The 24,172-nt window shown below is 61.5% G+C and carries 23 protein-coding genes; 17 read left to right on the top strand and 6 right to left on the bottom strand.

The window, feature by feature from the left end:
- The 4 genes from QN224_RS29645 to QN224_RS29660 are packed head-to-tail and all read right to left on the bottom strand — an operon-like array spanning position 1 to position 3,188.
- Positions 1-936 carry a phosphoglycerate dehydrogenase gene (locus QN224_RS29645; protein ID WP_283979590.1) on the bottom strand — a complete coding sequence of 312 codons (936 nt, stop codon included), beginning with the start codon at positions 934-936 and terminating at the stop codon, positions 1-3.
- On the bottom strand, positions 933-1,886 hold the full coding sequence (locus tag QN224_RS29650; protein ID WP_283979591.1) for a shikimate dehydrogenase: 954 nt from the start codon (positions 1,884-1,886) through the stop codon (positions 933-935). Before QN224_RS29650 ends, QN224_RS29645 begins: the two co-directional genes overlap by 4 nt.
- The gene (gene eda, locus QN224_RS29655) at positions 1,883-2,536 is read right to left on the bottom strand and encodes a bifunctional 4-hydroxy-2-oxoglutarate aldolase/2-dehydro-3-deoxy-phosphogluconate aldolase (protein WP_283979592.1); all 654 of its coding nucleotides are present in this window, start codon (positions 2,534-2,536) and stop codon (positions 1,883-1,885) included. The genes QN224_RS29650 and eda overlap by 4 nt, the downstream gene beginning before the upstream one ends.
- A 28-nt stretch (positions 2,537-2,564) precedes the next feature.
- Positions 2,565-3,188: a glucose-6-phosphate isomerase gene (locus QN224_RS29660; RefSeq protein WP_283979593.1), complete on the bottom strand. Its 624-nt coding sequence runs from the start codon at positions 3,186-3,188 to the stop codon at positions 2,565-2,567.
- Positions 3,189-3,390: 202 nt separating this feature from the next.
- On the opposite strand from QN224_RS29660, the gene QN224_RS29665 reads away from it, so the two are divergent.
- The 8 genes from QN224_RS29665 (at position 3,391) to QN224_RS29700 (ending at position 11,931) form a co-directional block, all read left to right on the top strand.
- Entirely contained in the window at positions 3,391-4,371 is a 981-nt protein-coding gene (locus QN224_RS29665) for a substrate-binding domain-containing protein (RefSeq protein ID WP_283979594.1), read from the top strand.
- A 102-nt stretch (positions 4,372-4,473) separates the two neighbouring features.
- Entirely contained in the window at positions 4,474-5,988 is a 1,515-nt protein-coding gene (locus tag QN224_RS29670; protein ID WP_283979595.1) for a sugar ABC transporter ATP-binding protein, read from the top strand.
- Positions 5,985-6,968: an ABC transporter permease gene (locus QN224_RS29675; RefSeq protein ID WP_283979596.1), complete on the top strand. Its 984-nt coding sequence runs from the start codon at positions 5,985-5,987 to the stop codon at positions 6,966-6,968. Before QN224_RS29670 ends, QN224_RS29675 begins: the two co-directional genes overlap by 4 nt.
- Positions 6,969-7,130: 162 nt before the next feature.
- Complete coding sequence (locus tag QN224_RS29680; protein ID WP_283979597.1) at positions 7,131-8,633, top strand: FGGY family carbohydrate kinase; 1,503 nt, start codon at positions 7,131-7,133, stop codon at positions 8,631-8,633.
- Positions 8,630-9,313 carry an HAD family phosphatase gene (locus QN224_RS29685; protein ID WP_283979598.1) on the top strand — a complete coding sequence of 228 codons (684 nt, stop codon included), beginning with the start codon at positions 8,630-8,632 and terminating at the stop codon, positions 9,311-9,313. The genes QN224_RS29680 and QN224_RS29685 overlap by 4 nt, the downstream gene beginning before the upstream one ends.
- A gap of 1 nt (position 9,314) precedes the next feature.
- The gene (locus QN224_RS29690; RefSeq protein ID WP_173513718.1) at positions 9,315-10,088 is read left to right on the top strand and encodes an SDR family NAD(P)-dependent oxidoreductase; all 774 of its coding nucleotides are present in this window, start codon (positions 9,315-9,317) and stop codon (positions 10,086-10,088) included.
- Entirely contained in the window at positions 10,079-11,170 is a 1,092-nt protein-coding gene (locus tag QN224_RS29695; protein ID WP_283979599.1) for a glycerol dehydrogenase, read from the top strand. Before QN224_RS29690 ends, QN224_RS29695 begins: the two co-directional genes overlap by 10 nt.
- A gap of 14 nt (positions 11,171-11,184) precedes the next feature.
- Positions 11,185-11,931, top strand: a complete 747-nt coding sequence (locus tag QN224_RS29700; RefSeq protein ID WP_283979600.1) for an SDR family oxidoreductase — start codon at positions 11,185-11,187, stop codon at positions 11,929-11,931.
- 495 nt (positions 11,932-12,426) lie between these two features.
- Here QN224_RS29700 and QN224_RS29705 read toward each other — a convergent pair whose 3' ends face one another.
- Positions 12,427-13,545: a histidinol-phosphate transaminase gene (locus QN224_RS29705; protein ID WP_173513715.1), complete on the bottom strand. Its 1,119-nt coding sequence runs from the start codon at positions 13,543-13,545 to the stop codon at positions 12,427-12,429.
- A 130-nt stretch (positions 13,546-13,675) separates the two neighbouring features.
- On the opposite strand from QN224_RS29705, the gene QN224_RS29710 reads away from it, so the two are divergent.
- The 9 genes from QN224_RS29710 (at position 13,676) to QN224_RS29750 (ending at position 23,228) form a co-directional block, all read left to right on the top strand.
- The gene (locus tag QN224_RS29710; RefSeq protein WP_283979601.1) at positions 13,676-14,449 is read left to right on the top strand and encodes a glucose 1-dehydrogenase; all 774 of its coding nucleotides are present in this window, start codon (positions 13,676-13,678) and stop codon (positions 14,447-14,449) included.
- Between the two features lie 133 nt (positions 14,450-14,582).
- Positions 14,583-15,704 (top strand): ABC transporter ATP-binding protein, encoded by a 1,122-nt coding sequence (locus QN224_RS29715; protein WP_283979602.1) that lies wholly within the window; start codon positions 14,583-14,585, stop codon positions 15,702-15,704.
- A gap of 33 nt (positions 15,705-15,737) precedes the next feature.
- Entirely contained in the window at positions 15,738-16,853 is a 1,116-nt protein-coding gene (locus tag QN224_RS29720; protein ID WP_210267597.1) for an ABC transporter substrate-binding protein, read from the top strand.
- Between the two features lie 70 nt (positions 16,854-16,923).
- On the top strand, positions 16,924-17,868 hold the full coding sequence (locus QN224_RS29725) for an ABC transporter permease (protein ID WP_173513713.1): 945 nt from the start codon (positions 16,924-16,926) through the stop codon (positions 17,866-17,868).
- Positions 17,865-18,665 carry an ABC transporter permease gene (locus tag QN224_RS29730; RefSeq protein ID WP_173513712.1) on the top strand — a complete coding sequence of 267 codons (801 nt, stop codon included), beginning with the start codon at positions 17,865-17,867 and terminating at the stop codon, positions 18,663-18,665. The genes QN224_RS29725 and QN224_RS29730 overlap by 4 nt, the downstream gene beginning before the upstream one ends.
- A 47-nt stretch (positions 18,666-18,712) precedes the next feature.
- Positions 18,713-20,035 carry a histidinol dehydrogenase gene (gene hisD, locus QN224_RS29735; protein ID WP_283979603.1) on the top strand — a complete coding sequence of 441 codons (1,323 nt, stop codon included), beginning with the start codon at positions 18,713-18,715 and terminating at the stop codon, positions 20,033-20,035.
- An 11-nt stretch (positions 20,036-20,046) separates the two neighbouring features.
- Positions 20,047-21,105, top strand: a complete 1,059-nt coding sequence (locus QN224_RS29740) for a zinc-binding dehydrogenase (RefSeq protein WP_283979604.1) — start codon at positions 20,047-20,049, stop codon at positions 21,103-21,105.
- Positions 21,102-21,833: a histidine utilization repressor gene (gene hutC, locus QN224_RS29745; protein WP_173513709.1), complete on the top strand. Its 732-nt coding sequence runs from the start codon at positions 21,102-21,104 to the stop codon at positions 21,831-21,833. The genes QN224_RS29740 and hutC overlap by 4 nt, the downstream gene beginning before the upstream one ends.
- A gap of 87 nt (positions 21,834-21,920) precedes the next feature.
- Positions 21,921-23,228, top strand: a complete 1,308-nt coding sequence (locus QN224_RS29750) for a hypothetical protein (protein WP_283979605.1) — start codon at positions 21,921-21,923, stop codon at positions 23,226-23,228.
- Positions 23,229-23,647: 419 nt separating this feature from the next.
- Here QN224_RS29750 and QN224_RS29755 read toward each other — a convergent pair whose 3' ends face one another.
- Positions 23,648-24,061 (bottom strand): Fur family transcriptional regulator, encoded by a 414-nt coding sequence (locus tag QN224_RS29755; protein ID WP_283979606.1) that lies wholly within the window; start codon positions 24,059-24,061, stop codon positions 23,648-23,650.
- Between the last annotated feature and the right edge of the window lie 111 nt (positions 24,062-24,172).

The raw sequence follows: 24,172 nt of genomic DNA on the forward strand, positions 1-24,172 counted from the left end.
TCAACCCCTGAGCGCCGAAAGTAGGTTGTCGGCGGCGATCCGGGTCGCGCGGTCGACACTTTCTGCCGTGAAGCCCCCGATGTGACTCGTTGCAATGACCCGTTCGTGGCCTGCCAAGCGCAGGGAGACCGGAGGCTCGGGTTCGAAAACATCCGTGGCATAACAACCAACCTGTCCGGCGTCCAACGCTTCGATCAGGGCGTCTTCATCGACGAGCCGTGCTCGCGCCGTATTGACGAGCACGAGCCCGGGGCGCGCCGAATGCAGGCGCTTGCGGTCGAGTAACGAGGAGCCGTCCTTCGGCAGGGGACAGTGCAAGGAGAGGACTTCCGCTTCGCCCATGAGGTCATCGACGTCGGCATACTCAAAAGCGCTCGACGGCAGGTCGAGATTAGGCCTCGCCGGATCATGGGCGATGACTCTTGCGCCGAGAGCGACGACCATGCGCGCCACCTCGCGTCCGATCGCGCCGCATCCGATGATGCCTACGGTCCGGCCGCGGATTTCCATGCCGCGCATGCGCGGCCAGTCGCCCGCCTTGATGCCTGCATCGGCGCGCGGGATAGAGCGCAAGGCGCTGAAGACGAGGCCGATGGTGAGTTCGGCAACGCCAAGCGCGTTCGCCCCCTCGGCGATCATGATCTTGACGCCCTTCTTTGCCAGCATGTCGACAGGAAGATTATCGACGCCAACACCATTGCGGCTGATGACCCGCAGATTGCCAGCCGCTTCGACGACCCGTGGGGTCACCGGTTCGACACCCGCGAGCCAGCCGACGCAATCGGGGACAAGCTCAAGAAGCTCGTCTTCGGTGGGCGTGGCGCCGGGGCGCGAATAGACGATGTCGAACCCGCCATCGCGCAGGCGCTCCACGTCCGGATGCGGTTCTGCAGTGAGCGAGCGAGGCGTTACAAGGATACGGGCAGTTGTCGTCATCGTCCTGCTGCCTCGCGTGCTATTTCGGAGATGCGGTCGAAGGATGGGCCGGATGTCGGAATTTCAACATCGAAAACCTCGGCGATGACCTGCGTCCAGCCGTGAATGAAATAGGTCCATCCATCCTCGACCTGCAGCGAGCGTTGCTTCTGCTGGCCGCGTGCTTGGTCGAGAAAAATGAGTTCGCCGCGATAATTGAGATCCCAGGCGACCGCCTTCTCGGGAAAACGTGCGGCACCAGACAAAGGCGAGCCCGGCGCGTCCTTCCCAAGGCCCGTGGCATTGATGACGAGCGAGCCGGGCTTCAGGCCGGCAAGCACGGCATCGTTGTCCTCGGGTTTCGGGGCAAGCACGTATTCGACGGGCACATCGCTTTCGACGCTTTCATGAATGCGCTTTATCTCGTCGAGTCGATGCTGGCTCCGGTTGGAGACGACGATACGCCCGGGCACGTCCCTGCCGCGCGAACGGCGCATCAGGTGCCAAGTGATCGCGATTGTCGATCCGCCGGTGCCCATCGAAAATAGGTCGGCTCCCGTCCGGGCGAAATAGCCCTGACCAAGGAAGCCGTCTATGGCGAGGCCGGAGGAAATCGGATCCTTGGCATGGCAGACAAACTTGCCATTACGTTTCGAGATGCAGCTCGTCTCGTCCATGAGCTTCGCGTGGGGATCGATAACGTTGAACAGGTCCTTGCAGGCCGCAAAGAGGTCGATCTTGTGCGTCGTCACCAACGCGCCCATGGAAAGGGGATCGTCGCGGATGAATTCGACGGCCGCACGGTAGGCGGTCGGGTCGTCGTGGAGCTTGAAGTCGATGCCTTCGATGACGGCGTCCTTCAGGCCGAGATGCTCCGCCCATGCCGGGAAGACCTTCATGATCGAGCTTTTGGCCGTTGTCACGCCGATGAAATAGAGCGTCGCCTGCTTAGCTGGCTGATAGAGGGTCACGCGCGCTTCTCCAGGGCTTCCTTGGCTGCCTTCACGGCTTCTGCCGCGTTGCGGGAAATATCGGCGAAGCGGCCCTCCCGGATATCCTCCGTCTTGGCGATCCAGGTGCCGCCAACGGCAACGACGTGCCTGACCGCGAGCCACTCGCCGATCGTCGCCTGGGTGACGCCACCTGTAGGGATGAAGCGGACATCGAGGTGGGCGAAGGGAGCGGCGATGCCGCAGAGTGCCTTCGGGCCGCCCGCAACGCCCGCCGGGAAGAACTTTGCCAGCCGGACGCCATGCGCGGTGGCAAGAGTGAGGTCCGTAGGCGTCATGATTCCGGGGCAGAAGGGAAGGGTGGCGGACTTCGCAGCGTCGACGATCTCAGGGTCGTAGCCGGGTGCGAGAGCGAATCGGGCGCCGCTTTGGATCGCGCGATCCAGACTCTCTTTGTCGAGGATAGTGCCGGCGCCAATGCAGAGCTCCGGTCGCGCGTCACGGATCGCCGCCAGCACATCGGCGGCGGCTTGCGTGCGGAAGGTGATCTCGGCCACCGGCAGTCCGCCTTCCAACAGGGCATCGGCGAGCGGTACTGCGTCGGAGACACGCTCGATCGCGATGACGGGCACGACGCCGAGGCTGGCGATCAGGTCGATAGAGTTGTCCATAGGGCTTTTCCTTGCGTCCGTTCGGTTCTTACGCGTATCGTTTCATCAGGTCTGCGATGTTTTCGCCGCTGCGCGGACGGTAGTCTTTGTTCTCGACAAGGCGCCAGCCACCGTTCCCATCAGCCATGACACGATGGCGCATGCCGTTCGAGGCTTCGATGATCCCGTAGTCCTGGCCGCTGTCGGACGGGTAGGCGAAGACCATGACGAGGTCGTCTTCGCCGACATTGATGGATCGGTGGATCCAGTAGGGCGGCACGTAGCAGATTGTCTGCGGACCGATCTCGACGATACGCGTCTCGCCCTCGGGCGATTCGAGCTGCATCAGCCCCTTGCCCTTCTGGCCGTAATAGATTTCCGGGCGGTCGGCCTTTGCGTGAATATGGCCGCGCGTCAGGAAGAATTCGCGGCCGATCAGGCCCGGCATCATCCGCGTCACACCATAGATCAGGTCGCCGGCGTGATCGCCCGGACGAAAGTCCTCGACCGCGTAGACGACCGGGTCATCGAGGCGGCGGGTGAGGTCTGAATGGGCGGCGGCGTCCTCGTAAAGGCCTGCGAGGTCGCTCAGCCGCTTTTCATAGCGCCCGGTGTTTCCACTCATTCCGCCTCTGCTTGCGTCGATGACGCTCGTGACCGGTTCTCTCAACATTTCAATCTCCGCAGTTACGTAGCAAAATTACATAAATGACTGGCAAAAATCTGACAAGTGCAAAAATACGCCGTTTTGCACCGCAATAAATCGCCAATGTGCCCGAAATTTTATGTTGACGGAAAAAAAATCTGTAACTACGCTACATTTCAGCCAAGAAACACTGGCTCGCGATCAATCGCGTCCACCCGGAGGAGAAATCATGACCCGCATACCAAGGACCGCCCTGAAGATCGCATTGGCGGCTGCCGCCTCGCTGCTGGCCATCGGCGCCGCCGAGGCCGCCGATTGCAAGATCGGCATTTCGATGAAGACGCTCGACGCGCCCTATTTCGCCGCCCAGGAAGTTTCTGCCAAGAAACATGCCGAAGAGCTCGGGTGCGAAGTGATCTCGGCCGACGCGCAGAACGACCTTAACAAGCAGATCGCCGACATCGAGGACATGGTCGCCCAGGGCATCGGCGCACTGATCGTCAATCCGCGCGACAGCAAGGGCATGGTTCCGGCGGTAAACGCCGCCTCCGCCGCCGGCGTGAAGGTCTTCGTCATCGACTCCACCCTCGACCCAACGGCGAATTTCGTGACACTGGTGCAGTCTTCCAACAGCCGCAACGGCATGCTCGTCGGCCAGTGGCTGGCCGACCAGACCAAGGGCAAGGACCTGAAGATCGCGCTGCTTTCCGGCGACAAGGGCAATGAGGTGGGGCAGGAGCGCCGCCTCGGCGTGCTGGCCGGCCTGCTCGAGGGCCAGCTGCGCAACGAAGGCCGGGCCCGCTTCGAAGTCGTCGGTCAGGGCTGGGGGCTGTGGGGGCACGAGGGTGGCCTGAAGGCGATGGAAGACCTTCTGGTGGCCAATCCGGACATCAACGTTGTGCTCGGGGAGAATGATTCCATGGTGCTCGGCGCCCGCAAGGCGCTGGAACAGGCGGGCCGCGTCGATGACGTGCTGCTGCTTGCCGCTGCCGACGGGCAGAAGGAAGCGCTCCAGATGATCAAGGAGGGCACTTACGGCGCCACCGGTCTCAACGATCCGGCGCTCGTCGCCTCGACGGCCGTCGACCTCGCCAAGAAGGCACTCGACGGAGAGCTGCCGGGCGACACGTCGAAGATTACCTACACGACGCCCACGGCGATCACCAAGGACAATGTCGACCAGTATTACAAGGCCGACGCGGTCTTCTGATCAACTGATCCTCCCGGGCCGGCGGGTCCTTCGCGGCTCGCCGGCCACCACCCGACGGTGGTCGCCAGGAAGCGGACCCCTGCGTCGAAGAGACATCGCACTATGGAAAATCTCGTAGAACTTTCGGGCATCCGCAAATCCTTCGGCGGCGTTCATGCCCTGCAGGGCGTGGATTTCGCGCTTCGGCCAGGCGAAGTCCACGCGCTTCTCGGCGAGAACGGCGCGGGTAAGTCGACCCTCATGCGGGTGCTCGGCGGCGAATATATCGCCGAGGCCGGCATGGTGAAAGTCGCGGGCGAGGAGCCACATTTTCGCTCGCCGTCGGACGCCATCTCGAAGGGAATCGCGATCATCCATCAGGAAATGGCGCTCGCGACGGATCTGACCGTCGCTGAAAACATCTTCCTTTCCGAAATTCCCTCCGTCATTTCCTGGCGCGACCTCAACCGGCGGGCGCGCGAGCTTATCGACAGCCTCGGCTTTTCGATTCACCCGGGCGCGACCGTCGGCGACCTTTCCGTCGCGCACCAGCAGGTGGTCGAGATCGCCAAAGCGCTGTCGCGCAACGCCCGCGTGATGGTCTTCGACGAGCCGACGGCTGTGCTTTCCGTACAGGACGCCGAACGATTGCTCGGCATCATCCGCACGCTTCGCGCCCGCGGTGTCGGTGTCATCTATATTTCCCACCGTCTCGACGAGGTCTTCCGCATCGCCGACCGCATTACCGTCATGAAGGACGGAGCGTCTGTCGCGACCGTGGACCGTTCCGCGGTCGAGATCGACGACGTCATCCGTATGATGGTGGGTCGGTCGCTGAAGGCGCTTTTCGGCGAAGGTGTCGAGCGCCGGCCTGGCGCAGAGGTGCTGCGCATCGAGAACCTCTCGGATGGAGACCGCATCAAGGGCGTGTCGCTCAGCGTTCGCGCGGGCGAGATCGTCGGGCTCGGCGGGCTTGTCGGTGCGGGCCGAACGGAATTCGTCCGACTGGTTTTCGGGGCGGAGCGGGCGCAGTCCGGCCGCATTTTCGTGCATGGCAAGGAAAAGTCGATCCGCTCGCCGGGCGACGGGGTCAAGGCGGGCATTGGCCTTGTCCCCGAAAACCGCAAGGAGCAGGGGCTCATTCTCGACTTTCCGATCCGGGTGAACGCGACCATGGCGAAACTCGGGCCCCTCGTGAACCGCTTCGGCTTCGTGCGCCGCGCCGTCGAGCGGGCGGCGGTCGAGAACCTCGCGAAACGCTTGCGCCTTAAAGCCGGCAGCCTCAACGATCCGGCGTCCAGCCTGTCTGGCGGGAACCAGCAGAAGGTCGTGCTCGCCAAGTGGTTCCATGCCGACGGCGACATCATGATCTTCGACGAACCGACGCGCGGCGTCGATGTCGGCGCGAAGACCGAGATCTATTCGCTGATCAAGGCACTCGCCGCCGAGGGGCGGGCGGTTCTCGTCATCTCTTCCGAGCATCTGGAGCTCTTCGGGCTCTGCGACCGCATCCTCGTCATGCGGGAGGGCGAGATCACGGGCGAACTCGGACCCGAAGACTACACTGAGGAAAATCTCCTGAAGCTTGCGATGGTGAACACCGTCACCTCGCCCGAAAAGATGGTTGTGAACTCATGAGCAGCACCGTGTCAGACCTAGCCGAAACCACTCGCCCGTCGCTGAACGTCAGCCAGATCCTGCAGCGCTACGGCACGATCGCGATCCTGGTTGCGCTGGTCATCGTGGCGGCCTCGATGTCAGACGTGTTCCTGACCGAGCGCAACATCTTGAACGTTCTGCGCCAGATCTCCGGGACCAGCCTCATGGCGATCGGCATGCTATTCGTGATCCTGACGCGCGGCATCGACCTTTCAGTCGGCTCCGTCGCCGCCCTCGGCAGCGTGCTTTCCGCGATCCTGATCCAGCAATACGGGACCGGCCTTTCGATGACAGCAACTCTATTTGCCGGCGCGGCTTGCGGTCTGGTTTCAGGCGTGCTTGTCGCCTTCCTGAAGCTGCCGCCCTTCGTGACGACACTCGCGATGATGACGGTGGCGCGCGGGCTCTCGCTGATCATCTCGGCCGGCCAGCCGATCGTGATGGGCGACAGCGGCGCAGCGATAACTGCGTTCGGCTCAGGCGCGATTGCGGGCGTTCCGTATCCGGTGATCCTGATGACGTTCGTGTTCCTGGTTGCGGGCACGGTGCTGATGTTCACGCGGTACGGCCGTCTCGTGAAGGCGATCGGTTCGAACGTCGAGGCGGTCCGGCTCTCGGGCATTCCGGTGGCTTGGTATACCATGTCGGTCTATGTCATCTCTGGCGTGCTCGCCGCCGCCGCCGGTGTCGTTTCCGCCAGCCGAACCGGCGTTGGTTCGGCCAATATCGGGGTCGGTGCGGAACTCGACGCGATCGCCGCCGTCGTCATTGGAGGCGCGAGCCTGATGGGTGGGCGCGGGGGCGCGTTCAACACCTTTATCGGCGTCATTGTGCTCGGCATTATCGCCAATATGATGAATCTCGCCCGTGTGCCCGGCTATCATCAGCAGGTCTTCATGGGTTGCATCATCATCGGCGCCATGCTCCTGCAATACGCATCCAACTGGCTGCGCCGCTAGAGCAATTTCAGGAACAATGTGTAATCGTTTTCCGTCCGGAATTGCGTCGCTTCAAAGAGTTAGATCCTCTCATTGTTTCTATGAAACAGTGAAGTGATCCAGGGCCGCAGCACACCCGCCCGGGCGAGTGCCCGGGTGGAGGACGCGGAGATGGGTGGATTCATGTCTGAAGACTTGTTTTTGACGATCGACGTTGGAACTGGCAGCGTTCGCGCGGCCCTCGTCGACCGGCGCGGCAAAGTGGTCGAGATCGCGGCGCGCGAGCACGAGCAGATCGTGCCGCAATTCGGCTGGTCCGAGCAGCGGCCGATCGATTGGTGGAACGGCGTCATTGCCTCGATCCGCGAAGTTCTCTCCAGTGAGCCAGACGCCAGCCGCCGAATTGCAGCCATCTCGGCCTGCGGCCAGATGCACGGGACGGTGCTGGTTGACGACCGCGGCGATCTCGCCCGCGAGACAGCGCCGCTGTGGAACGACAAGCGCGCGATCGGCCATGTCGCGGCCTTTGAGAAGGTACACCGGCCAGACAGCTATCTCGCCGACAGCGCAAATCCCGCGACGCCCGCCTGGCCCGGCTTCAAGCTGCAATGGTTGCGCGACAGTGACCCGGAAGCCTGGCGCCGGACGGCTGCCGTCCTCATGCCCAAGGACTGGATCAACCTGAGACTGACCGGCGAGGTCGCGATGGACCGCACCGACGGTGGCGCGAGCTTCCTGATGGATCCGCGCACGAGCGAATGGTCCGAACGGATGATCTCTCTGCTTGGCCTCGACATGGCGAAACTCGCGCCGCTGCGCAACCCCGTCGAGATTTTGGGCCACGTAACCGCCAAAGCGGCGCGCGAGACGGGCCTTCGAGAAGGAACACCTGTGCTTGTCGGTGGCGGCGACTATCCGGTTGCGTTGCTCGGCTCCGGGGTTTGCCGGCCCGGTATCGGCTCGGAGGTGATGGGCACCTCGGCAATCATCACAGCCATCGCCGAAAAGCCGCTGCTCGATGCACGAGTCTCGAACGTCGGTACCGTCGAGGGTAATTGGGGCGCATTCATGCTGCTCGAATCCGGTGGTGACGCCATGCGCTGGGCGCGGCGTGCCATTCACGAGAAGCAGGTCGGCTATGAGGAGATCGTCGCCAAGGCAGCCGAGGCGCCAGCGGGTGCCGACCGCCTCTTCTTCATGCCTTACCTTAGCGGCGAGCGGCTCGGCGACCACCGCAATGCTCGGGCGCAATTCTTTGGTATCGGCGCGGCGCATGGGCTCGCGCATATGCACCGCGCGATCCTCGAGGGCGTTGCCTTCGCGGTCAAGCGGCACATCAACACTCTCGACAGAATCTCGGGCGCGCCGATCGAGCGTGTCATTGCATCAGGCGGTGGCGCCAAGACGAAACTCTGGATGAAGATCAAGGCGAGCGTCTACGGCATTCCGATCCTCGTGCCGGCCGAGGCCGAATGCGGCATCGTCGGTTGCGCGGCAATGGCGGCAACCGCTACCGGGCTCTATTCGCGGGTGGAAGATGCGGCCGAGGCCTATGTCCGTTACTCCGAAGAAATCCTGCCGGATCGCCGATGGGCGGAGACCTACCGGCCGATGCAGGGCTTCTTCGAAAGGCTCTATTTCCACAGCCAATCGCTCTACGATGATCTGGACCGGTTGCCCTCATGAGCCGTAAAGCAGTTCTCTTCGACATGGACGGAACGCTGGTCGACAGCGAGTTGCTGCATTTCGAGACGATGGCGGCGACTGTCGAAAGCTTCGGCTATGCGCTGCCAGAGGGGTTTGGCGAGCGCATCACGGGAATGGCGATCGGCGACTGCCATAGGTTGCTCGTCGAGACGATCGGCTTTGCGCCGGGTGTAGGTGAGCTGGTCGGGCGGAAATATGCCGCCTATATCGATCGCGCCAACGGCCTAAGAAAGCGCGCGGGGGCCGATGCGGCAATGGCGTTCGTCCGCGCGTCGGGAGCGGCCATGGCTGTCGTCTCGAATTCCGACCGCATGCTGACCAGCGCCAACCTCTCAGCCATTGGCCTTCAGGCGCCTGGCCTGGTCAGCGTGACGCGCAACGATGTTCGCTACGGCAAGCCGGACCCGGAGCCCTATCTTCGGGCCGCCTGGCTGCTCGGTATCGAGCCCTCCGACTGCATCGTCGTGGAGGACAGCGCGCCCGGGGCCTACGCCGGACTTGCGGCGGGCATGACCGTCATCGGCTGGCCCGAGCCACATCGCCCGGACATCGCCTTTCCTGCCGGAACGATAGTTGCGGAGGCGGACAGTCTCGTCGCGACGCTTCGGCCGCTCCTCTCTAACTCATCTGAAACCCTTACCGTCCCAAGGATCGCCTGACATGTATCTCGATAAATTCAAGCTCACCGGCAAGGTCGCCGTCGTCACGGGCGCTGCGCGCGGTATCGGGCTCTCGACAGCCGAAGCGCTCGCCGAAGCTGGCGCCACTGTCGTTTTGACCGACATGAATGCGGATGTGCTTGCCACCGCAACGGACGGCCTGAAGGTCAAAGGCTATTCCGTGGAGAGCGAGATCCTCGACGTGACGGACGCGAAGGCCGTGCAGGCCGTGCACGACACGATCGTCTCCCGCCACGAACGCGTCGACGTGCTGATCAACAACGCCGGAATCGCGATCTCCAATCATCCGGCCGAGACGATGGCGGACGAGGTCTGGAACAAGGTGATTGATGTCAACCTCAATGGCGTCTTCTGGTGCTGCCGCGCCTTCGGCAACACCATGCTGAAGCAGGGATCGGGCTCTATCGTCAATGTCGGCTCGATGTCGGGTTTCATCGTCAACCGCCCGCAGGAACAGGCGAACTACAACGCGTCGAAGGCAGCAGTGCATCACCTGACGAAGTCGCTCGCGGCCGAGTGGGGCGCGCGCGGGGTGCGCGTCAACTCCGTCGCGCCGACCTACATCGATACGGAGATGAACAAATATGTCTACGAGGACGAGGAGATGTATCGCCACTGGGTCGGCGGAACGCCGATGAACAGGCTGGGCCGCACCGACGAGGTCGCCTCGGTCATCCTCTTCCTCGCAAGCGACGCGGCGAGCCTGATGACCGGCTCCATCGTACTCGCGGATGGAGGCTACGTATGCTGGTGAAGGCCGATCAGGCTGGCGCCGTGCGCGGTGCGCGTTTTCCCGGACGCTATATCCAGGGCGCCGGCACGATCGCGCGGCTCGGCGAGGAGGCGAGGGGCTTTGGCGAAAAGGCGATCGTCCTTCTCGACAATGGCGTTTTCGACCTGTTGAAAGCGGATATCGAGGCGTCCTTCGCAAACGGTCCGGATATCGAGATCGTCCGCCATGGCGGCGAATGTTCCGAGTGGGCGATCGCGAACCTGGCCGAGGCGGCAAGGATCGCCGAGGCTTCAGTGATCGTCGGCGCTGGCGGCGGCAAGGCGCTCGACACCGCGAAGGCGGCCGGGCGTGACGCAGCGCTTCCCGTCATCGTCTTTCCGACAATCGCGGCCTCCGACGCGCCATGCAGCGCGCTCGCCGTGGTGTATAATGAGGACGGCACCGTCGCCTACGATACCTTCCTGCCGAGCAATCCCGATCTTGTCCTGGTGGATACAGCATTAATCGCCAAGGCGCCCGCCCGATTCCTCGCGGCCGGGATCGGCGATGCGCTTGCCACCTGGTACGAGGCGGAATCCTGCCGCCGAAGCGGCGCCTTCAACTGCATGAAGATGCCGGGCGTGCCGCTCGCCTATGAAGTCGCCCGTTTCTGCCGGGACACCGTCTTCGAGTTTGGCGCGTTAGCGCTCGGAGAATGCGATGCACGGGAGGCCGGCCCCGCGCTTGAACGCGTGGTGGAAGCGAATATCCTCCTTTCCGGCATCGGCTTCGAGTCTGGCGGCGTTGCAGCGGCCCATGCTATCCATCACGGCCTCTGCGAACTCGATGACGTCCACCACCACCTGCACGGCGAGAAAGTTGCAATCGGTGTGCTCGCCGGACTGAAGCTGCACGGGCTGGAGGAAGACTATGAGCGCGTCCGGCAGTTCTGCCTTACCGTGCGTCTGCCGACGAAACTCGGCGACATCGGAATCACGGAAGCGACGCCGGAAAAGCTTGCGATTGTCGCGAAGCGCGCCTGCCGGTCCGGCGAAATCATTCATAACGAGCCGATAAAGGTGACAGAGAATATGGTCGTCGAGGCGCTCAAGGCGCTCGTGTGACTTCGGAGGAGAAGATGAAGGAAGTGGACACATTCCAGGCCGGACTTTTTGTCGGCAAGACGGTGGTTGTCTCCGGCGGCACGAGCGGCATCGGTTTGTCTCTCGCCAAGGGTTTTGCGGAAGCCGGCGCGACTGTCATCGCAACCGGTAGCTCGGAAAGCCGCCTCGTCGCGGCAAGGGCTGAGAGCGGCAGCGGACTTGACTTTCAACGTCTCGACGTGCGCGACAAGGCTGCCGTTGCCGCATTCTTTGCCGGGCTCGACCGCCTCGACGTACTCGTCAATTGCCAGGGAGTCGCCCGGCCGGATGCGGAATGGGATGAAGAGACCTTCATGGATGTCATGGACATCAATCTCTCGAGCGCCATGCGGCTTTCGCGCGAGGCCTTCCCGCTGCTCAAGGCGACGCGGGGCAGCATCGTCAACATCGCGTCCATGCTGAGCTATCTTGCCGACGAGACAGTGCCGGCCTACACGGCCAGCAAGACCGGTATCGTCGGCCTGACGCGGGCACTCGCGCACAAATATGGCCGTGATGGTGTGCGCGTGAATGCGATTGCGCCGGGTTATCATCGCACCGACATGACCAAGCCCTTGTGGTCGGTACCTGAAAGCGAAAACAAGATCAGCGATCGATCCGCGCTGAAGCGCTGGGGTACGACGGAAGACGTGGTCGGGCCCGTTCTCTTTCTTTCCTCGCCCGCAGCTGAATTCGTCACCGGTGTCACGCTGCCGGTGGATGGCGGTTATCACGTCGGTTAAGCGCGGATCACACACATTCGGCGCCTGCTGCCCGCGCTGACGGGCTACCGGCCGGGCCTAACGGCGACGGGGGTTCAAAGTTGGGCTTGGGCTCCCCGGTTCCGGGGATCGCTGAGCCAATACCACCGTCGCTGGGCCATTCTAATTGCTAAAGGCACGCGGTATGGCATGGCGGAACCGACACACTTTAGCGAGATTGAAACCGTGGTGCGAGAGGTGAGGCTAGGGTCTACAGCGAAACCTCTACCGGACGCGAAGATTGAGGATGCCGAGGTGACGAAGCCAGCGCCATGGGTTTAATCCGAATGTCAGTTCCACGAGATGATGCAGTTGATGCGGTTTTGTCTGGGACGGCGCTGGGGGCCCCTTCTACACAAAAGGCTCCAAATTCTGGTGTCGAGCTTTGCGTCTGACCTGACGCTGTGAAAAACCTCTCATTCCATGGTGGTGGAAAGAGACGGCAATGATTGCCGTTGCCGTGCTTCGATTAGAGAGTCACGACGAATGGTCGCGAAGGGCACTGGCCAGGGCCGTGGTGAACAGGTCATTTTCTTCGGACGTTCCGATGCTTACGCGAATGAAGTTCTCATAGCCCGGCTGCTTCCACGGCTTGACGATGACCCCCTGCCTCAGCAAGGCCTCTGCGACTATTGAGCCATTTCGTCCAACATCGATGAACAGGAAATTCCCCTTCGACGGCGCGACACGCAGACCGCGCTGGAGCAGGGCCGTTTTTACCCGCTCCCGTTCACGCGTGGCATGCGCCACTGTCGCATGGAGATGATCGGTGTCGCCAAGCGCAAGCACGGCAGCGGCCTGGGCGATGGCGTTTGTATTGAACGGCGTTCGGGCGCGGTCGAGATAGGAGCGCAATTCCGGGTCGCTGACTACACCAAAGCCGATGCGCAGCCCGGCAAGGCCGTATGCCTTCGAGAAGGTGCGCAGCACGACCCATGGCTTGCCCGACCTCTCCAGAAGTGGCAGGGCGGAAGAATAGTCGTTGCCCGCGGCATATTCAGCATAGGCCTCGTCGATGACAATCAGGGCGTTGTCGTCAACGGCAGCTATAACCTGGCCGAGTTCACCGCTTGTCAGCCAGCTTCCGACCGGATTCATGGGATTGGCGAAGATGACCATTCGCGCCGGCCCCGCAACCGCCGCAAGCAAGGCCTCCGTGTCGATGGACAGGTCTGCTCGAAGACCAACGCGATCAACCTTCGCCCCCATGAGCGTGGCATAATCTTCGTGGAGGGGAAACGAGGGGTAGAGCGTTATGACCCGGTCTCCCGGGCGCAGGACTGTTCGCGCTACGACAGCAATGAGATCCTCCGAGCCGTTGCCGAGGATGATGCGGCTGTCGCTGACGGCGAAGTCAGCCGCCAGCCGCTGCGCAAGCTCGCGTCCAGAAGGATCGGGATAAAGGCGGAACAACTCGATGCTGTTTGCAAGGGAGGCCGCGACGGCCGGGGAGGGACCGAGCGGATTTTCATTGGAGCCAAGTTTCGCGATTTGCGGAGGATCGAAGCGGTCACGAACCTCCTGGAGTGTGAGACCGGCATTGTAGGGCAAAATGCTCCTTATCTCGGGGCGGACCAGCGACACGGATTTCGGCATTTCCATCAATCTCCACTCTAGCTGCGGCACATCATAAGCGCAGTCGGCTCAATTTGTACAGATATGTATAGACATTTAATATCAAACGTGGTGTGCTGTATCCTATGCCGTTCGAAGGGAGATCGAGACCATGGAAGTTTCCACCCTTTTCAGCCTTTCCGGCCGCAAGGCGCTCGTAACGGGGGCCAGCCGCGGCATTGGCCAGGCGATCGCGGCAGCGCTCGCCAGCGCTGGCGCGGATGTCGCCATCACCGCCCGCGAAGCCAGCGCGCTGGAGGAAACATGCGGCCAGATCACGCAGTTGGGGCGCCAGGTCGTTCCGCTTTCTCTCGATGTGCGAGACATTTCGGCCTGCGCAGAGGCTGTCGCGGCTGCCGATGAGAGGCTTGGCGGCCTCGATATCCTCGTCAACAATGCCGGCTACGAGGAAATCCGGCCATCGGTCCACGTCGATGAAGCCCTTTGGGACAGGATCGTTTCGACCAATCTCAAGGGGGCCTTCTTCTGCGCGCAGGCTGCCGCAAGACAGATGTCTGCCGCAGGCAGGGCAGGGGCGATCATCAATCTCTGTTCGCTGACTTCCTATGTCGGCGTGCCAACGGCGGTACCCTATGGCTCATCGAAGTCGGGCCTGCTCGGAATGACCAGGGCGCTTGCCGCCGAATGGGCCCCTCTCGATATCCGTGTCAATGCGATTGCGCCCGGTTATTTCCGCACGGCAATGACGGACGTCTTCTACGAGGACAAAGAATGGCAGGAAGCAATGCTCACCAAGATTCCGCAGCGCCGGTTTGGTGCAATGGAAGATGTCGCCGGTGCTGTCGTCTTTCTGGCGAGTGGCGCGTCAGCTTATGTGACGGGACATTGCATTCCAGTCGATGGCGGCTATCTGGCCTCCATATAAGTGGCTTTCAAGTATTCAATAGATTAAAAAATAGGCAGAAACTAATAGTACCCAGAAACTGTTTGACAATAATGTATGTAGATGTATAGACAATAAGAAAACGGATTGCACAAGCCGGTATCGAGGGGAAGTCATGCAGGATGTGACCGGAAATACCAGCCCGATCGCGGTATCCGTCAAGAATGTCAACATGGTCTATAACGGCTTTCACGCCGTCAAATCCGCCTCTTTCGACCTGCCTGCAGGAAAGTTCCTCACGATTCTCGGCCCCTCTGGCTCGGGCAAGACGACGCTCCTTAGGATGATTGCAGGGTTTCAGGCTCCGACAAGCGGTGAAGTCGTCATCAACGGCAAAGCCGTGAGCGCCGTCCCGGCCCATCACCGTTCCATCGGCATGGTATTTCAGAAGCTGGCATTGTTCCCACACATGACGGCTGCCGAAAACGTCGCATTTCCCCTGAAGATGCGCCGGCAGGATGCTCGCACCATCCCGGAGCGGGTCGAGCGCTATCTCGATCTCGTCAAGCTCGGCGGCTATGGCGGCCGGCGCATCCATGAACTTTCCGGGGGTCAGCAGCAGCGCGTGGCGATCGCCCGCGCGCTTGTCTTCGAGCCCGATCTCTTGCTGCTCGATGAGCCGCTTGCCGCACTCGACCGAAAGCTGCGCGAAGAAATGCAGCTCGAATTCCGCCGGATTCAGCGAGAGCTCGGCGTGACGACCATCAACGTCACCCACGACCAGCGAGAGGCGCTGGTCGTCTCCGACGAAATCATCGTCATGGAAGCGGGTGAAATCCAGCAGAAGGCGCAGCCGACGCGGACCTATCGAAACCCACGCAATGCCTTCGTCGCAAACTTCATCGGGGTCACCAATTTCATTTCCGGCGCGGTGAGCAGAGTCGACGGTAGCGGTGCTGTCATTGCCCAGGATGCGATAGAGATTGCCGGCATTGTGGGCGATGAGCGCAGTCCACCGCGCGTCGGGGAGCGGGCCTCCGGTGCCATTCGGGCAGAGCAGATCCGCATCGCGGCCAATGCGGCGTCTCTCTCCGGTCTCGAAACCGTGCTCGAAGGCACGGTTTGCGATGCGATTTTCGAGGGTGAGCGCATCGTCTACGAGGTCCGCGTTCCGGCGCTTGCCGGCGAGGCGCTCAGGGTCTTTGATCACGATCCGGTCGACCACATCCAGTATGAGCCGGGTGCTGTGGTTTCTCTCGGCTGGAACAGCCGGGACGTCCTTGTTTTCAATAGCTAAACCGGTTCACCGGATAACCAGAGGAGAACGAAGATGAGCAGACAGAATTCGATTTTGCCGGCGTTGCGTCGGCGCAGCTTTCTCCAGGGCGCGGCCGCCCTTGGCGGTGCGGCAGGCCTCTCAGTGCTGGGCATGCCGCGCGCCTTCGCACAGGAGCCGGAAAAACCAAGCGAAATCATCGTTCGCGCCTGGGGCGGAAGCTGGGTCGACAGCCTGAAGGCCGGCGTCTCCGACAGCTTCACCAAAATGACCGGCATCGCCGTTCGGCATGACCTGACCGAAGACAACGAGATCCAGCCGAAGGTCTGGGCGGCCGTCGCACAAAAACGCGTGCCGCCAATCCACATCAACTGGGACACGACCACGAACGCGACGAAATCGGCGCTGCGCGGCGTGACCGAAGACCTTTCCGACCTGCCGAACCTCAAGAATGTCACAGAGCTGGCAAAGCCCGTCGGCCTCGAGGGATATCCGATCGTCAATACCTACGGCTACGTCTATGTTCTCGCCTATCGGCCGTCTGCCTTTCCGAACGGGGCGCCTAAGTCGTGGAAAGATCTGCTCGACCCGAAGTTCAAGGGCCGCATCGCTTTCTACAACGACGGCATCGGCTTCCATTTTCCGGCGCAGGTTGCCGGTGGCGGCAAGCTGGAGGACATACCGGGCAACATGCAGCCGGCCTGGGACTTCATCGCTAAGATGAAGGAGCAGCAACCGCTGCTCGGTGAAGATCCGGATTTCACCACCTGGTTCCAGAAGGGCGAAATCGACGCCGCTTGCACCATTTCCACCAATGCTCGAGAAGCACGCAAGAACGGTATCGAGATTGCGTGGGTCATTCCTGAGGAGGGCGCCAAGTTCGACACGGATGGCCTCTGGATTCCGAAGGGCCTCCCTGAGAATGAGCTTTACTGGGCGAAGCAATACATCAATCACGCGCTGACCAAGGAGGCGCAGCAGGTCTGGCTCGACGGTCTCGGCCTGCCGGGCGTGGTGCCTGGCCTCACGCCGCCCGCCGATCTCGTCAATGATCCCTCGTACCCGACAAAGGAGGAGGACTTCAAACACCTGATCCGGATTTCCTCGAAGATTCAGGTGGAGAACGAGAGCGACTGGTTCGCGAAGTTCAAGGCGATCATGCAAGGCTGAGTCTTTTTGACGAGCCGCCGCATCTTCGGCGGCGGCTCCGTTCAGCCTGTTCAACTTCAGGAATTCTTCCATGCGAGCCGCTCGAACAGCCTATCCGATGACATGGCGCATTATGGATGCGCTGGAAGCCTTCGCCGCCTTCGTCTGGCCGGCAAGTTTCAAGCGCACGATTCCATATCTCATGCTGGCGCCGGCGGTACTGCTGGTCGGCCTGCTCGTTCTCGGTCTCATCCAGATCGGCGACTCGAGCCTCAGGACGCTCGACACCAGTACTTTCCTGCTCTCGGAAGAGTACACACTGGAAAACTATCACAAGGCGGTCACGGAGCCGTTCTTCGCCATCGTGGCGGCGCGCAGTCTTATCGGGTCTCTGATCGTTACCATCGTGACGCTGACATTCGCGTTTCCCTATGCCTATATGATGGTGCGTACCCGTTCGGCGGGCCTGCGCAAGCTGCTGCTGATCGCGCTATTTCTACCCTTCTTCATCGGTCAGGTCGTGCGTGCCTATGGCTGGCTGATCATTCTCGGCAACCAGGGGATGGTCAACGAGGCTCTGGGCCTGGTCGGTGTCGCGCCGCTTCGCTTGCTCTACAATTATCCGGCAGTCCTCTTCGGTCTTGTCCAATACATGCTACCCTTCGCGGTGCTGATGCTCGCTCCCGCGCTGACGGCAATACCGGAGGAACTGGAAACGGCGTCGGCGTCGCTTGGTGCCAACTGGGTGCGCAGCTTCATCCATGTCGTGTTGCCGCTTGCGCGCCCCGGCCTCGTTGGCGCCGGCCTCGTCGTCGTGACGCTGTCGCTGACCGACTTTGCCATGCCCGCGATCCTCGGCGGCGGCTCGCAGGATTTCATTGCCAACGCCATCTATGACCAGTTCTTCCGCACGTCGGATCAAGGGCTTGGCGCGACGCTGGCCCTCATGCTCGTCGCCGTCGGCTCGTTGCTCGTCGGCATCGTCTTTACGCTCTTCGGCGCGGGAACACTTGCCATGGGAAGGGCGCGCCAGTGAACGCCTCAATCAGCAAATCCATCGTTCTCTGGGCTTTCGTCTCCGTCGCCCTCATCATGCTGTCGGCGCCGACCATCGTCGTGCTCGGAGCCTCCTTCACTTCGGGCAACATGATTACTTTCCCGCCTGAAGGCCTGTCGCTCAAATGGTATGCGGCGATTTTGCAGGCGACCGATCTTCGCGATGCTTTCCTACGCTCGGTCTTTGTGTCGGGTGTGTGCACCCTGGTCGCGATCCCGGCCGGAACATTCGCCGGAATAGCACTTGCCAAATATGCGGTGCGCTTCGAAAAAGCGATCCAGGTCTACCTGCTTCTGCCATTCACCATACCCTTGATCGGTTCGGGTATCGGTCTGATGCTGATCTTCGGCAATGCTGGCATTCTCGGCCAGCTCTGGCCTGTCGGCATCGCCTGCTGCGTGATCAATCTGCCCTTCATGATCTGGGCGGTGACGGCAAGCGCTGCAAGCCTCGATCCCGATCTGGAGCTTGCCGCCGCCAATTGCGGCGCGGGCCCGCTGCAGACGTTCCTTTTCGTGACGCTGCCGGCCGTCATGCCGGGGATCATCAGCGGATCGCTGCTGATGTTCATTCTGGCGCTCAACGAGTTTCTGGTGAGCCTGCTTCTGGTCGATGCGCGCATCGTCACCTTGCCGGTGCAGATCTACAATTCGATCCGCTCGATCATAACGCCCGACTTGGCCGCGATTTCCGTCGTCTTCATTGCCTGTGCGGCGGCCGCCATCTTCCTGCTCGATCGCCTGGTCGGGCTGGATATCTTCCTCAAATCGAAGTGATAACAGGACGCCGGTAGCCACACGCCGCCAACTACAAGGAAACTCCAATGACGAATGTCTCCTTCCACGAACTCGACAAATTGGATTCAGGCGCGCGGGCGGCGCTTCTCCGGCGCTCGGAAACCGACCTTTCCGGTTTTATCGAAAGGGTCAAACCGATCATCGAGGCGGTGCGAACCGAGGGCGATGCAGCACTAGTGCGCTTTGGTCGCGAACTCGACAAGGCGGATATTGAGGATGGAAAGCTGAAGGCGACGGAAGCCGAGTTCGACGCTGCCTTCGATCTGGTCGAGAAGGACGTCATTGAAGCGATCCAGTTTGGTATCGACAACATCAGGCATTTCCACGAAGAGCAGAAGCCAGAGGCCATGTGGCTGAAGGAGATGCGTCCGGGCGCCTATGCTGGTGACCGCTTCACACCGATCAAATCGGTGGCGTTATACATCCCGCGCGGCAAAGGCGCGTTCCCGTCGGTCACCATGATGACCGCCGTTCCCGCCGTCGTCGCCGGCGTGCCGGAGCTTGCAATCTTCACGCCACCGGCGCCTGACGGCTCAGTCGATGCCGCGACCTTGGTCGCCGCCCGGCTTGCCGGCGTGGAAACCGTCTACAAGTGCGGCGGCGCTCAGGCCGTGGCAGCTGCTGCCTATGGTTCAGAGACGATCAAACCGGCGCTTAAGATCGTCGGTCCCGGTAGTCCCTGGGTCGTTGCGGCGAAACGTCTGCTTGCCGGCGTCATCGATCCAGGCCTACCAGCTGGCCCGTCCGAAGCAATCATCTTTGCAGACGATACTATCGACGGCGGCTTGGCAGCGCTTGATCTCCTCGTCGAGGCCGAACACGGCCCCGATTCTTCCGCCTATCTAGTAACCCACAGCCGTCGTGTTGCCGACGAGGCCCTGAAGGCGCTGCCGGAACACTGGGGACGCATGACCGAACAGCGCGTGCAGTTTTCGAGCGCCGTGCTCGGGGGCAAGTGCGGTGGTATCATTCTTACCTCGTGCGTTGAGGAGAGCTATCGTTTTGTCAATGACTACGCGCCCGAGCATTTGGAGATACTCTCCACCGATCCCTTCGCGCATCTCGGGCATATCACCGAAGCTGCCGAAATTCTGATGGGACCGCATACACCGGTCAGCATCGGCAATTTCGGCCTCGGTCCGAACGCCGTCCTGCCCACCAGCCGTTGGGCGCGCACCTTTGGTCCGCTCTCGGTGACCGATTTCGTCAAGCGCTCCTCGATCGGCTATGTGACCGCATCGGCCTATCCCGAATTTGCCAAGCATGCGCGCACGCTTGCCCGCTACGAAGGGTTCTCGTCGCACGAGAACGCGGTCTCGGATGTGCGCAACGCCTACCTCCGGGCTTGAGAGGAAAAAGTATGAAGGCGGCGAGACTCTATGCGGCCGGCGATCTGCGCGTCGAGGAGATCGAAGCGCCGGGCGCGCCAAAGCCGGGCTGGGTGCGGCTCGCCGTCACGGCCGCCGGGATTTGCGGTTCGGATCTTCACAATTACCGTACTGGACAATGGATCAGCCGGTCTCCGTCGGTTGCTGGCCATGAGTTCGCCGCCATTGTCACAGTTACGGGGGCGGGCGTGGCGGGGTTCGCCCCCGGCGATCCCGTGGTTGCCGACAGCCGTTTCTGGTGTGGTGCATGCGCCGCCTGCGGGAGTGGACGCCAGAATATCTGTGAACGGCTGGGCTTTGTCGGCGAGGTTTGCGACGGCGGCTTCGCGGAGGAAACTGAATTGCCGGCACGTCTCCTCGTCAAGCACCCTGTTTCGCTCGATCCCGCAATTGCGGCGATGGCGGAACCTCTCGCGGTGGCCTTGCATGCGGTGCGCAAGCAGACCATTCCTCGCCATGAACCGGTGCTGATCGTCGGGTGCGGGCCGATCGGCGGATTGGCGGCGGTTCTTCTTTCCCGGTTCCACGACGGCCCCCTTCTCGTTGCTGACCGCAACGAGGCGCGCGCCGCGCGTGTCGCCGAGGTGACCGGGGCGAGAGTCGTGATACTCGAACGAGGCCCGATTGCCGCGGCTTTGGGTAACAGGGTCCTCCGCTATGCAATCGATGCCACCGGCAATATCGGCGTGCTTGCCGGGCTTGTCGATCTCCTCTCCGGTGGCGGTTCGATTGCGCTTGTCGGCATTACGCATGGGCGGATCGACCTCGATCCGAATATCCTTGTCGAGCGCGAGATCTCGCTCGTTGGCTGCCATGCTTTCACGGACGAGCTGCCCGAGGCCGTCTCCCTGCTTCCATCATTGGAGACGGCGTTGCGGCTCATCATCGACGAGGAAATAACGATCGACGATATCCCGTCAGCCTATGAACGGCTGCTCGGCGGATCAACATCGGGACTGAAGACAATCATTCGCATTCGCACCGATCCGGAGCGGACGGATCGAACAAACGTGGAGAGCAATGGGCTATGACCAATCTTCGTTCCACGGCCGGACCGCTCTACGAGAAGGTCAAGGACTATGTCCTCGGCAACATCGGTAGCGGCAAATGGGGGCAGGACCACAAGCTGCCCTCGGAACACGAGCTCGTTTCAAAACTGGGTGTTTCGCGCATGACCATCCATCGGGCATTGCGCGAATTGACGTCGGACGGACTTCTGATCCGTATTCAGGGCGTCGGCACCTTCGTTGCGCCGCCGAAACCGCTATCCACCCTGATTGAGATCAACAATATTGCGAGCGAGATACGCCAGCGCGGTGGCCGCCATGCAGCGAAAGTTGTCGTGCTGGAGTCGACCGAGCCGGGGCCGGAGTTGCTCGCGGCCTTCGAGTTCGGGACACGGGGACCCGTCGGCCACTCGATGGTTGTGCATTTCGAGGACAACGTGCCGGTGCAACTCGAAGAACGTTTCGTCAATACGGAACTGGTGCCGGATTACGAAAAGCAGGACTTCACCAGGATCACCACCTATGACTATTTGCAGCAAAGCACGCCGCTGACCGAAGTCGAACACGTCATTGCTGCGGTCGCGGCGGATGAGGACACGGCACGCCTTCTGATGATCCGCCCCGGCGAACCCTGCCTGCTCCTCCATCGCCGGACCTGGTCGGGTTCGACGGTCGCTACGGTCAACAGGCTCACCTATAACGGCAGCCGCTACACGCTAGGTAGCCGCTATTCGCCTGGCTCGGTGCGTTGATACGGTGGGAAGCAGGATCGTCGCGCGCCACGGTGCAAGCATGTCATTTGTCGATCCCGGTCGCCCCGGGTGTAAAAGGGGTTAATGATGTCCTCACCGAGTAGAACCGCGGAAATCCGCCGCGTGGCCCTCACCGACGAACGGGAGGCGGCCAGCATGCTGGCCTTGCTGCTCAAGGACATCTTCGATCTTGACGCGGAAAACGTCATCATCAATCGTGACCGCTACAGCCTCAATTCGCTCAACGGCTTCTTCGAGACGAAGGCGGGCGAGTTCTTCTTCAAGTTCCACCAGGAGGAGGGCGAGGAGGCGATGTCCGGCGAATATTACCGCGCCGACATCCTCGCGAGAGCGGGCCTTCCCGTGGATCAGCCCATCCACATGTCCGCGCTTCCCGGAGAGCAGATCCTGATTTACCGCCGTCGCAACGATCGGCGATTTTCCGATGTGCTCAGGGATCTTGATCTCAATCCGAACCTCGACGAGGAGGCGATCGCGGTCGCCGCCGAGCGCCGCCTCTCTGCCGAGCTTCTCTCCGTCTATCGCCGAACGCTGCACTCGGTGACGGCCGAGGAGGTGGCGTCGGAGCCCATTCACCGACTTTTCTACGAACGGATGATCGATCCGGAAAGCCGGACCATGCCCGGCGGCCGTTACGCGAACTTCTACGTTGGTCGAACCTTCCGTTTTCCTGATGTGGAGCTTGATTGGGAGGCCTTCTCCAGGGCCCGTTTCGTCATCAACGGCCTGCGATACCAGCGGACTGTCGGCGAACTCTTCGCCGCCGCGGCCGACCGGCTGCGCCCACAAAAACTCGCCGACGCCGGGGGTGTCACCGCGCACGGCGACGCCCATAACGCCAATGTCTGGTACGCAACGAGCGGCGAGGAAGCGGTGCTTTCGTTCTTCGATCCAGCCTTTGCGGGCACGCATGTTCCGACGCTTCTCGCAGAGATCAAGGCGACTTTCCATAACATCCTAGCCCACCCCCTCTGGCTGTACGATCCCGTTGAGGCCGAGCGTCGGTATCGCGTGCGCGCGGAATATGGCGGTGGCGTCCTCAACGTTGAGACCAATTGGGCCCTGAGCCGCGTGAGACGAAGCCTGCTGGAGGTGAAGGCCCGTCTCCTCTGGCGGCCACTGCTTGCTGAGTTGAAGGCGCGAGGCAATCTGCCTGCAGACTGGCGAACGGTGCTGAGGCTCGCCCTGTTTCTTTGCCCGACCCTTGTCATGAACCTCAGGGCAGGTGCCAGCACCCATAACCCGTCTTCGTCGCTGCTCGCGTTTTCCGTGGCCGTAATGGCCGGCAGCGAGCCGGAAAGCGGAAGCGATGACATGAGGCGTTTTCTGGATGGAATAGACCCTGAGAGTTCAGCAGGTGTTTCTTCGATATGACGAAGTGGCACTACGAGCTCTCTGAGTGACTGTCGTGCCGCAAGTGCTCGAGCCACAATGCGGTTAATTCGTGATCTTACTCAGGCCGCTCTCTGAATCCGGGAGTCGCAGAGTTTATCGCAGCAATTGAGCCATGGCACGAATGATCAACACCGTGGACGCGGTTCCAGGTCGATCTGACCGAGCGAGTGCTCTCCAGCCTTGGCAGCATGGTCGTTGATTGCTGCCATTCAGCGTGTCGTGCTGTCTCCGTCTCAGCGGCACCAAATACGGAGTGATTTTTGTTAAAGGCGACGAGGCGCTATGGACAGACGGGCGTGGACGTCGCCGGCGGCAACTCCATCTTGTCTTGCGGGCTTTGTTGCACGCCGATTTCCGTGAGCTCCGGAAGGTCTGGCAGAGGCGGCCCGTAAATCCTGCTAGCGACATGCGGAACAAAGGCCACGTATTTCGATTGTGGTACGCTTCGCCAGGAAGCCATCGCCGCGAACGTGTCTACCGAGAGCCAATTCGAGGTTCTCATTGTGGAACTCGTTGACCGAACCGCAGGCTTCACAGATTTCGAAGGCAGTAATTGATGGGTGGATGTAGCCGTGTTCAGAATGGCGGCAGCGAACGAAGGCATTCATACTCTCGACCCTATGGATCTTTCCGAGTTCGAGAAGCTTTTCGAGTGCCCGATAGATCTGCAGCGGTGCCTTGAGGCCGTGCTGTCGAAGACGATCGAGAATGCTGTAGGCGCTTAAAGGTACCTGTGATGCTTCCAGAACCGAAAGCACAAGCGTTTGATTGCGCGTGAGGGCTGAGGTTGTATGGCCCGTCCGTCGTGTCATCTGTGTGCCTCCATTCTCGGATCTGAAGTGATACGGGGCTGCCGCGTCAGCCCCGTATTGTGCGATGTGCCCGAACGATCGGCAGCGGACTATGGCCGCGGTGTTCCTCGA

Origin of the sequence: Sinorhizobium sp. 7-81 (assembly GCF_030124405.1) — a bacterium.
GTDB classification, from domain to species: Bacteria; Pseudomonadota; Alphaproteobacteria; order Rhizobiales; family Rhizobiaceae; genus Sinorhizobium; species Sinorhizobium psoraleae.

Coding starts and splice junctions, on each gene's coding strand:
- QN224_RS29645 (WP_283979590.1), bottom strand. CDS start 936: ATGACGACAACTGCCCGTATCCTTGTAACGCCTCGCTCGCTCACTGCA.
- eda (WP_283979592.1), bottom strand. CDS start 2,536: ATGGACAACTCTATCGACCTGATCGCCAGCCTCGGCGTCGTGCCCGTC.
- QN224_RS29660 (WP_283979593.1), bottom strand. CDS start 3,188: ATGTTGAGAGAACCGGTCACGAGCGTCATCGACGCAAGCAGAGGCGGA.
- QN224_RS29665 (WP_283979594.1), top strand. CDS start 3,391: ATGACCCGCATACCAAGGACCGCCCTGAAGATCGCATTGGCGGCTGCC.
- QN224_RS29670 (WP_283979595.1), top strand. CDS start 4,474: ATGGAAAATCTCGTAGAACTTTCGGGCATCCGCAAATCCTTCGGCGGC.
- QN224_RS29675 (WP_283979596.1), top strand. CDS start 5,985: ATGAGCAGCACCGTGTCAGACCTAGCCGAAACCACTCGCCCGTCGCTG.
- QN224_RS29680 (WP_283979597.1), top strand. CDS start 7,131: ATGTCTGAAGACTTGTTTTTGACGATCGACGTTGGAACTGGCAGCGTT.
- QN224_RS29685 (WP_283979598.1), top strand. CDS start 8,630: ATGAGCCGTAAAGCAGTTCTCTTCGACATGGACGGAACGCTGGTCGAC.
- QN224_RS29690 (WP_173513718.1), top strand. CDS start 9,315: ATGTATCTCGATAAATTCAAGCTCACCGGCAAGGTCGCCGTCGTCACG.
- QN224_RS29695 (WP_283979599.1), top strand. CDS start 10,079: ATGCTGGTGAAGGCCGATCAGGCTGGCGCCGTGCGCGGTGCGCGTTTT.
- QN224_RS29700 (WP_283979600.1), top strand. CDS start 11,185: ATGAAGGAAGTGGACACATTCCAGGCCGGACTTTTTGTCGGCAAGACG.
- QN224_RS29705 (WP_173513715.1), bottom strand. CDS start 13,545: ATGCCGAAATCCGTGTCGCTGGTCCGCCCCGAGATAAGGAGCATTTTG.
- QN224_RS29710 (WP_283979601.1), top strand. CDS start 13,676: ATGGAAGTTTCCACCCTTTTCAGCCTTTCCGGCCGCAAGGCGCTCGTA.
- QN224_RS29715 (WP_283979602.1), top strand. CDS start 14,583: ATGCAGGATGTGACCGGAAATACCAGCCCGATCGCGGTATCCGTCAAG.
- QN224_RS29720 (WP_210267597.1), top strand. CDS start 15,738: ATGAGCAGACAGAATTCGATTTTGCCGGCGTTGCGTCGGCGCAGCTTT.
- QN224_RS29725 (WP_173513713.1), top strand. CDS start 16,924: ATGCGAGCCGCTCGAACAGCCTATCCGATGACATGGCGCATTATGGAT.
- hisD (WP_283979603.1), top strand. CDS start 18,713: ATGACGAATGTCTCCTTCCACGAACTCGACAAATTGGATTCAGGCGCG.
- QN224_RS29740 (WP_283979604.1), top strand. CDS start 20,047: ATGAAGGCGGCGAGACTCTATGCGGCCGGCGATCTGCGCGTCGAGGAG.
- hutC (WP_173513709.1), top strand. CDS start 21,102: ATGACCAATCTTCGTTCCACGGCCGGACCGCTCTACGAGAAGGTCAAG.
- QN224_RS29750 (WP_283979605.1), top strand. CDS start 21,921: ATGTCCTCACCGAGTAGAACCGCGGAAATCCGCCGCGTGGCCCTCACC.
- QN224_RS29755 (WP_283979606.1), bottom strand. CDS start 24,061: ATGACACGACGGACGGGCCATACAACCTCAGCCCTCACGCGCAATCAA.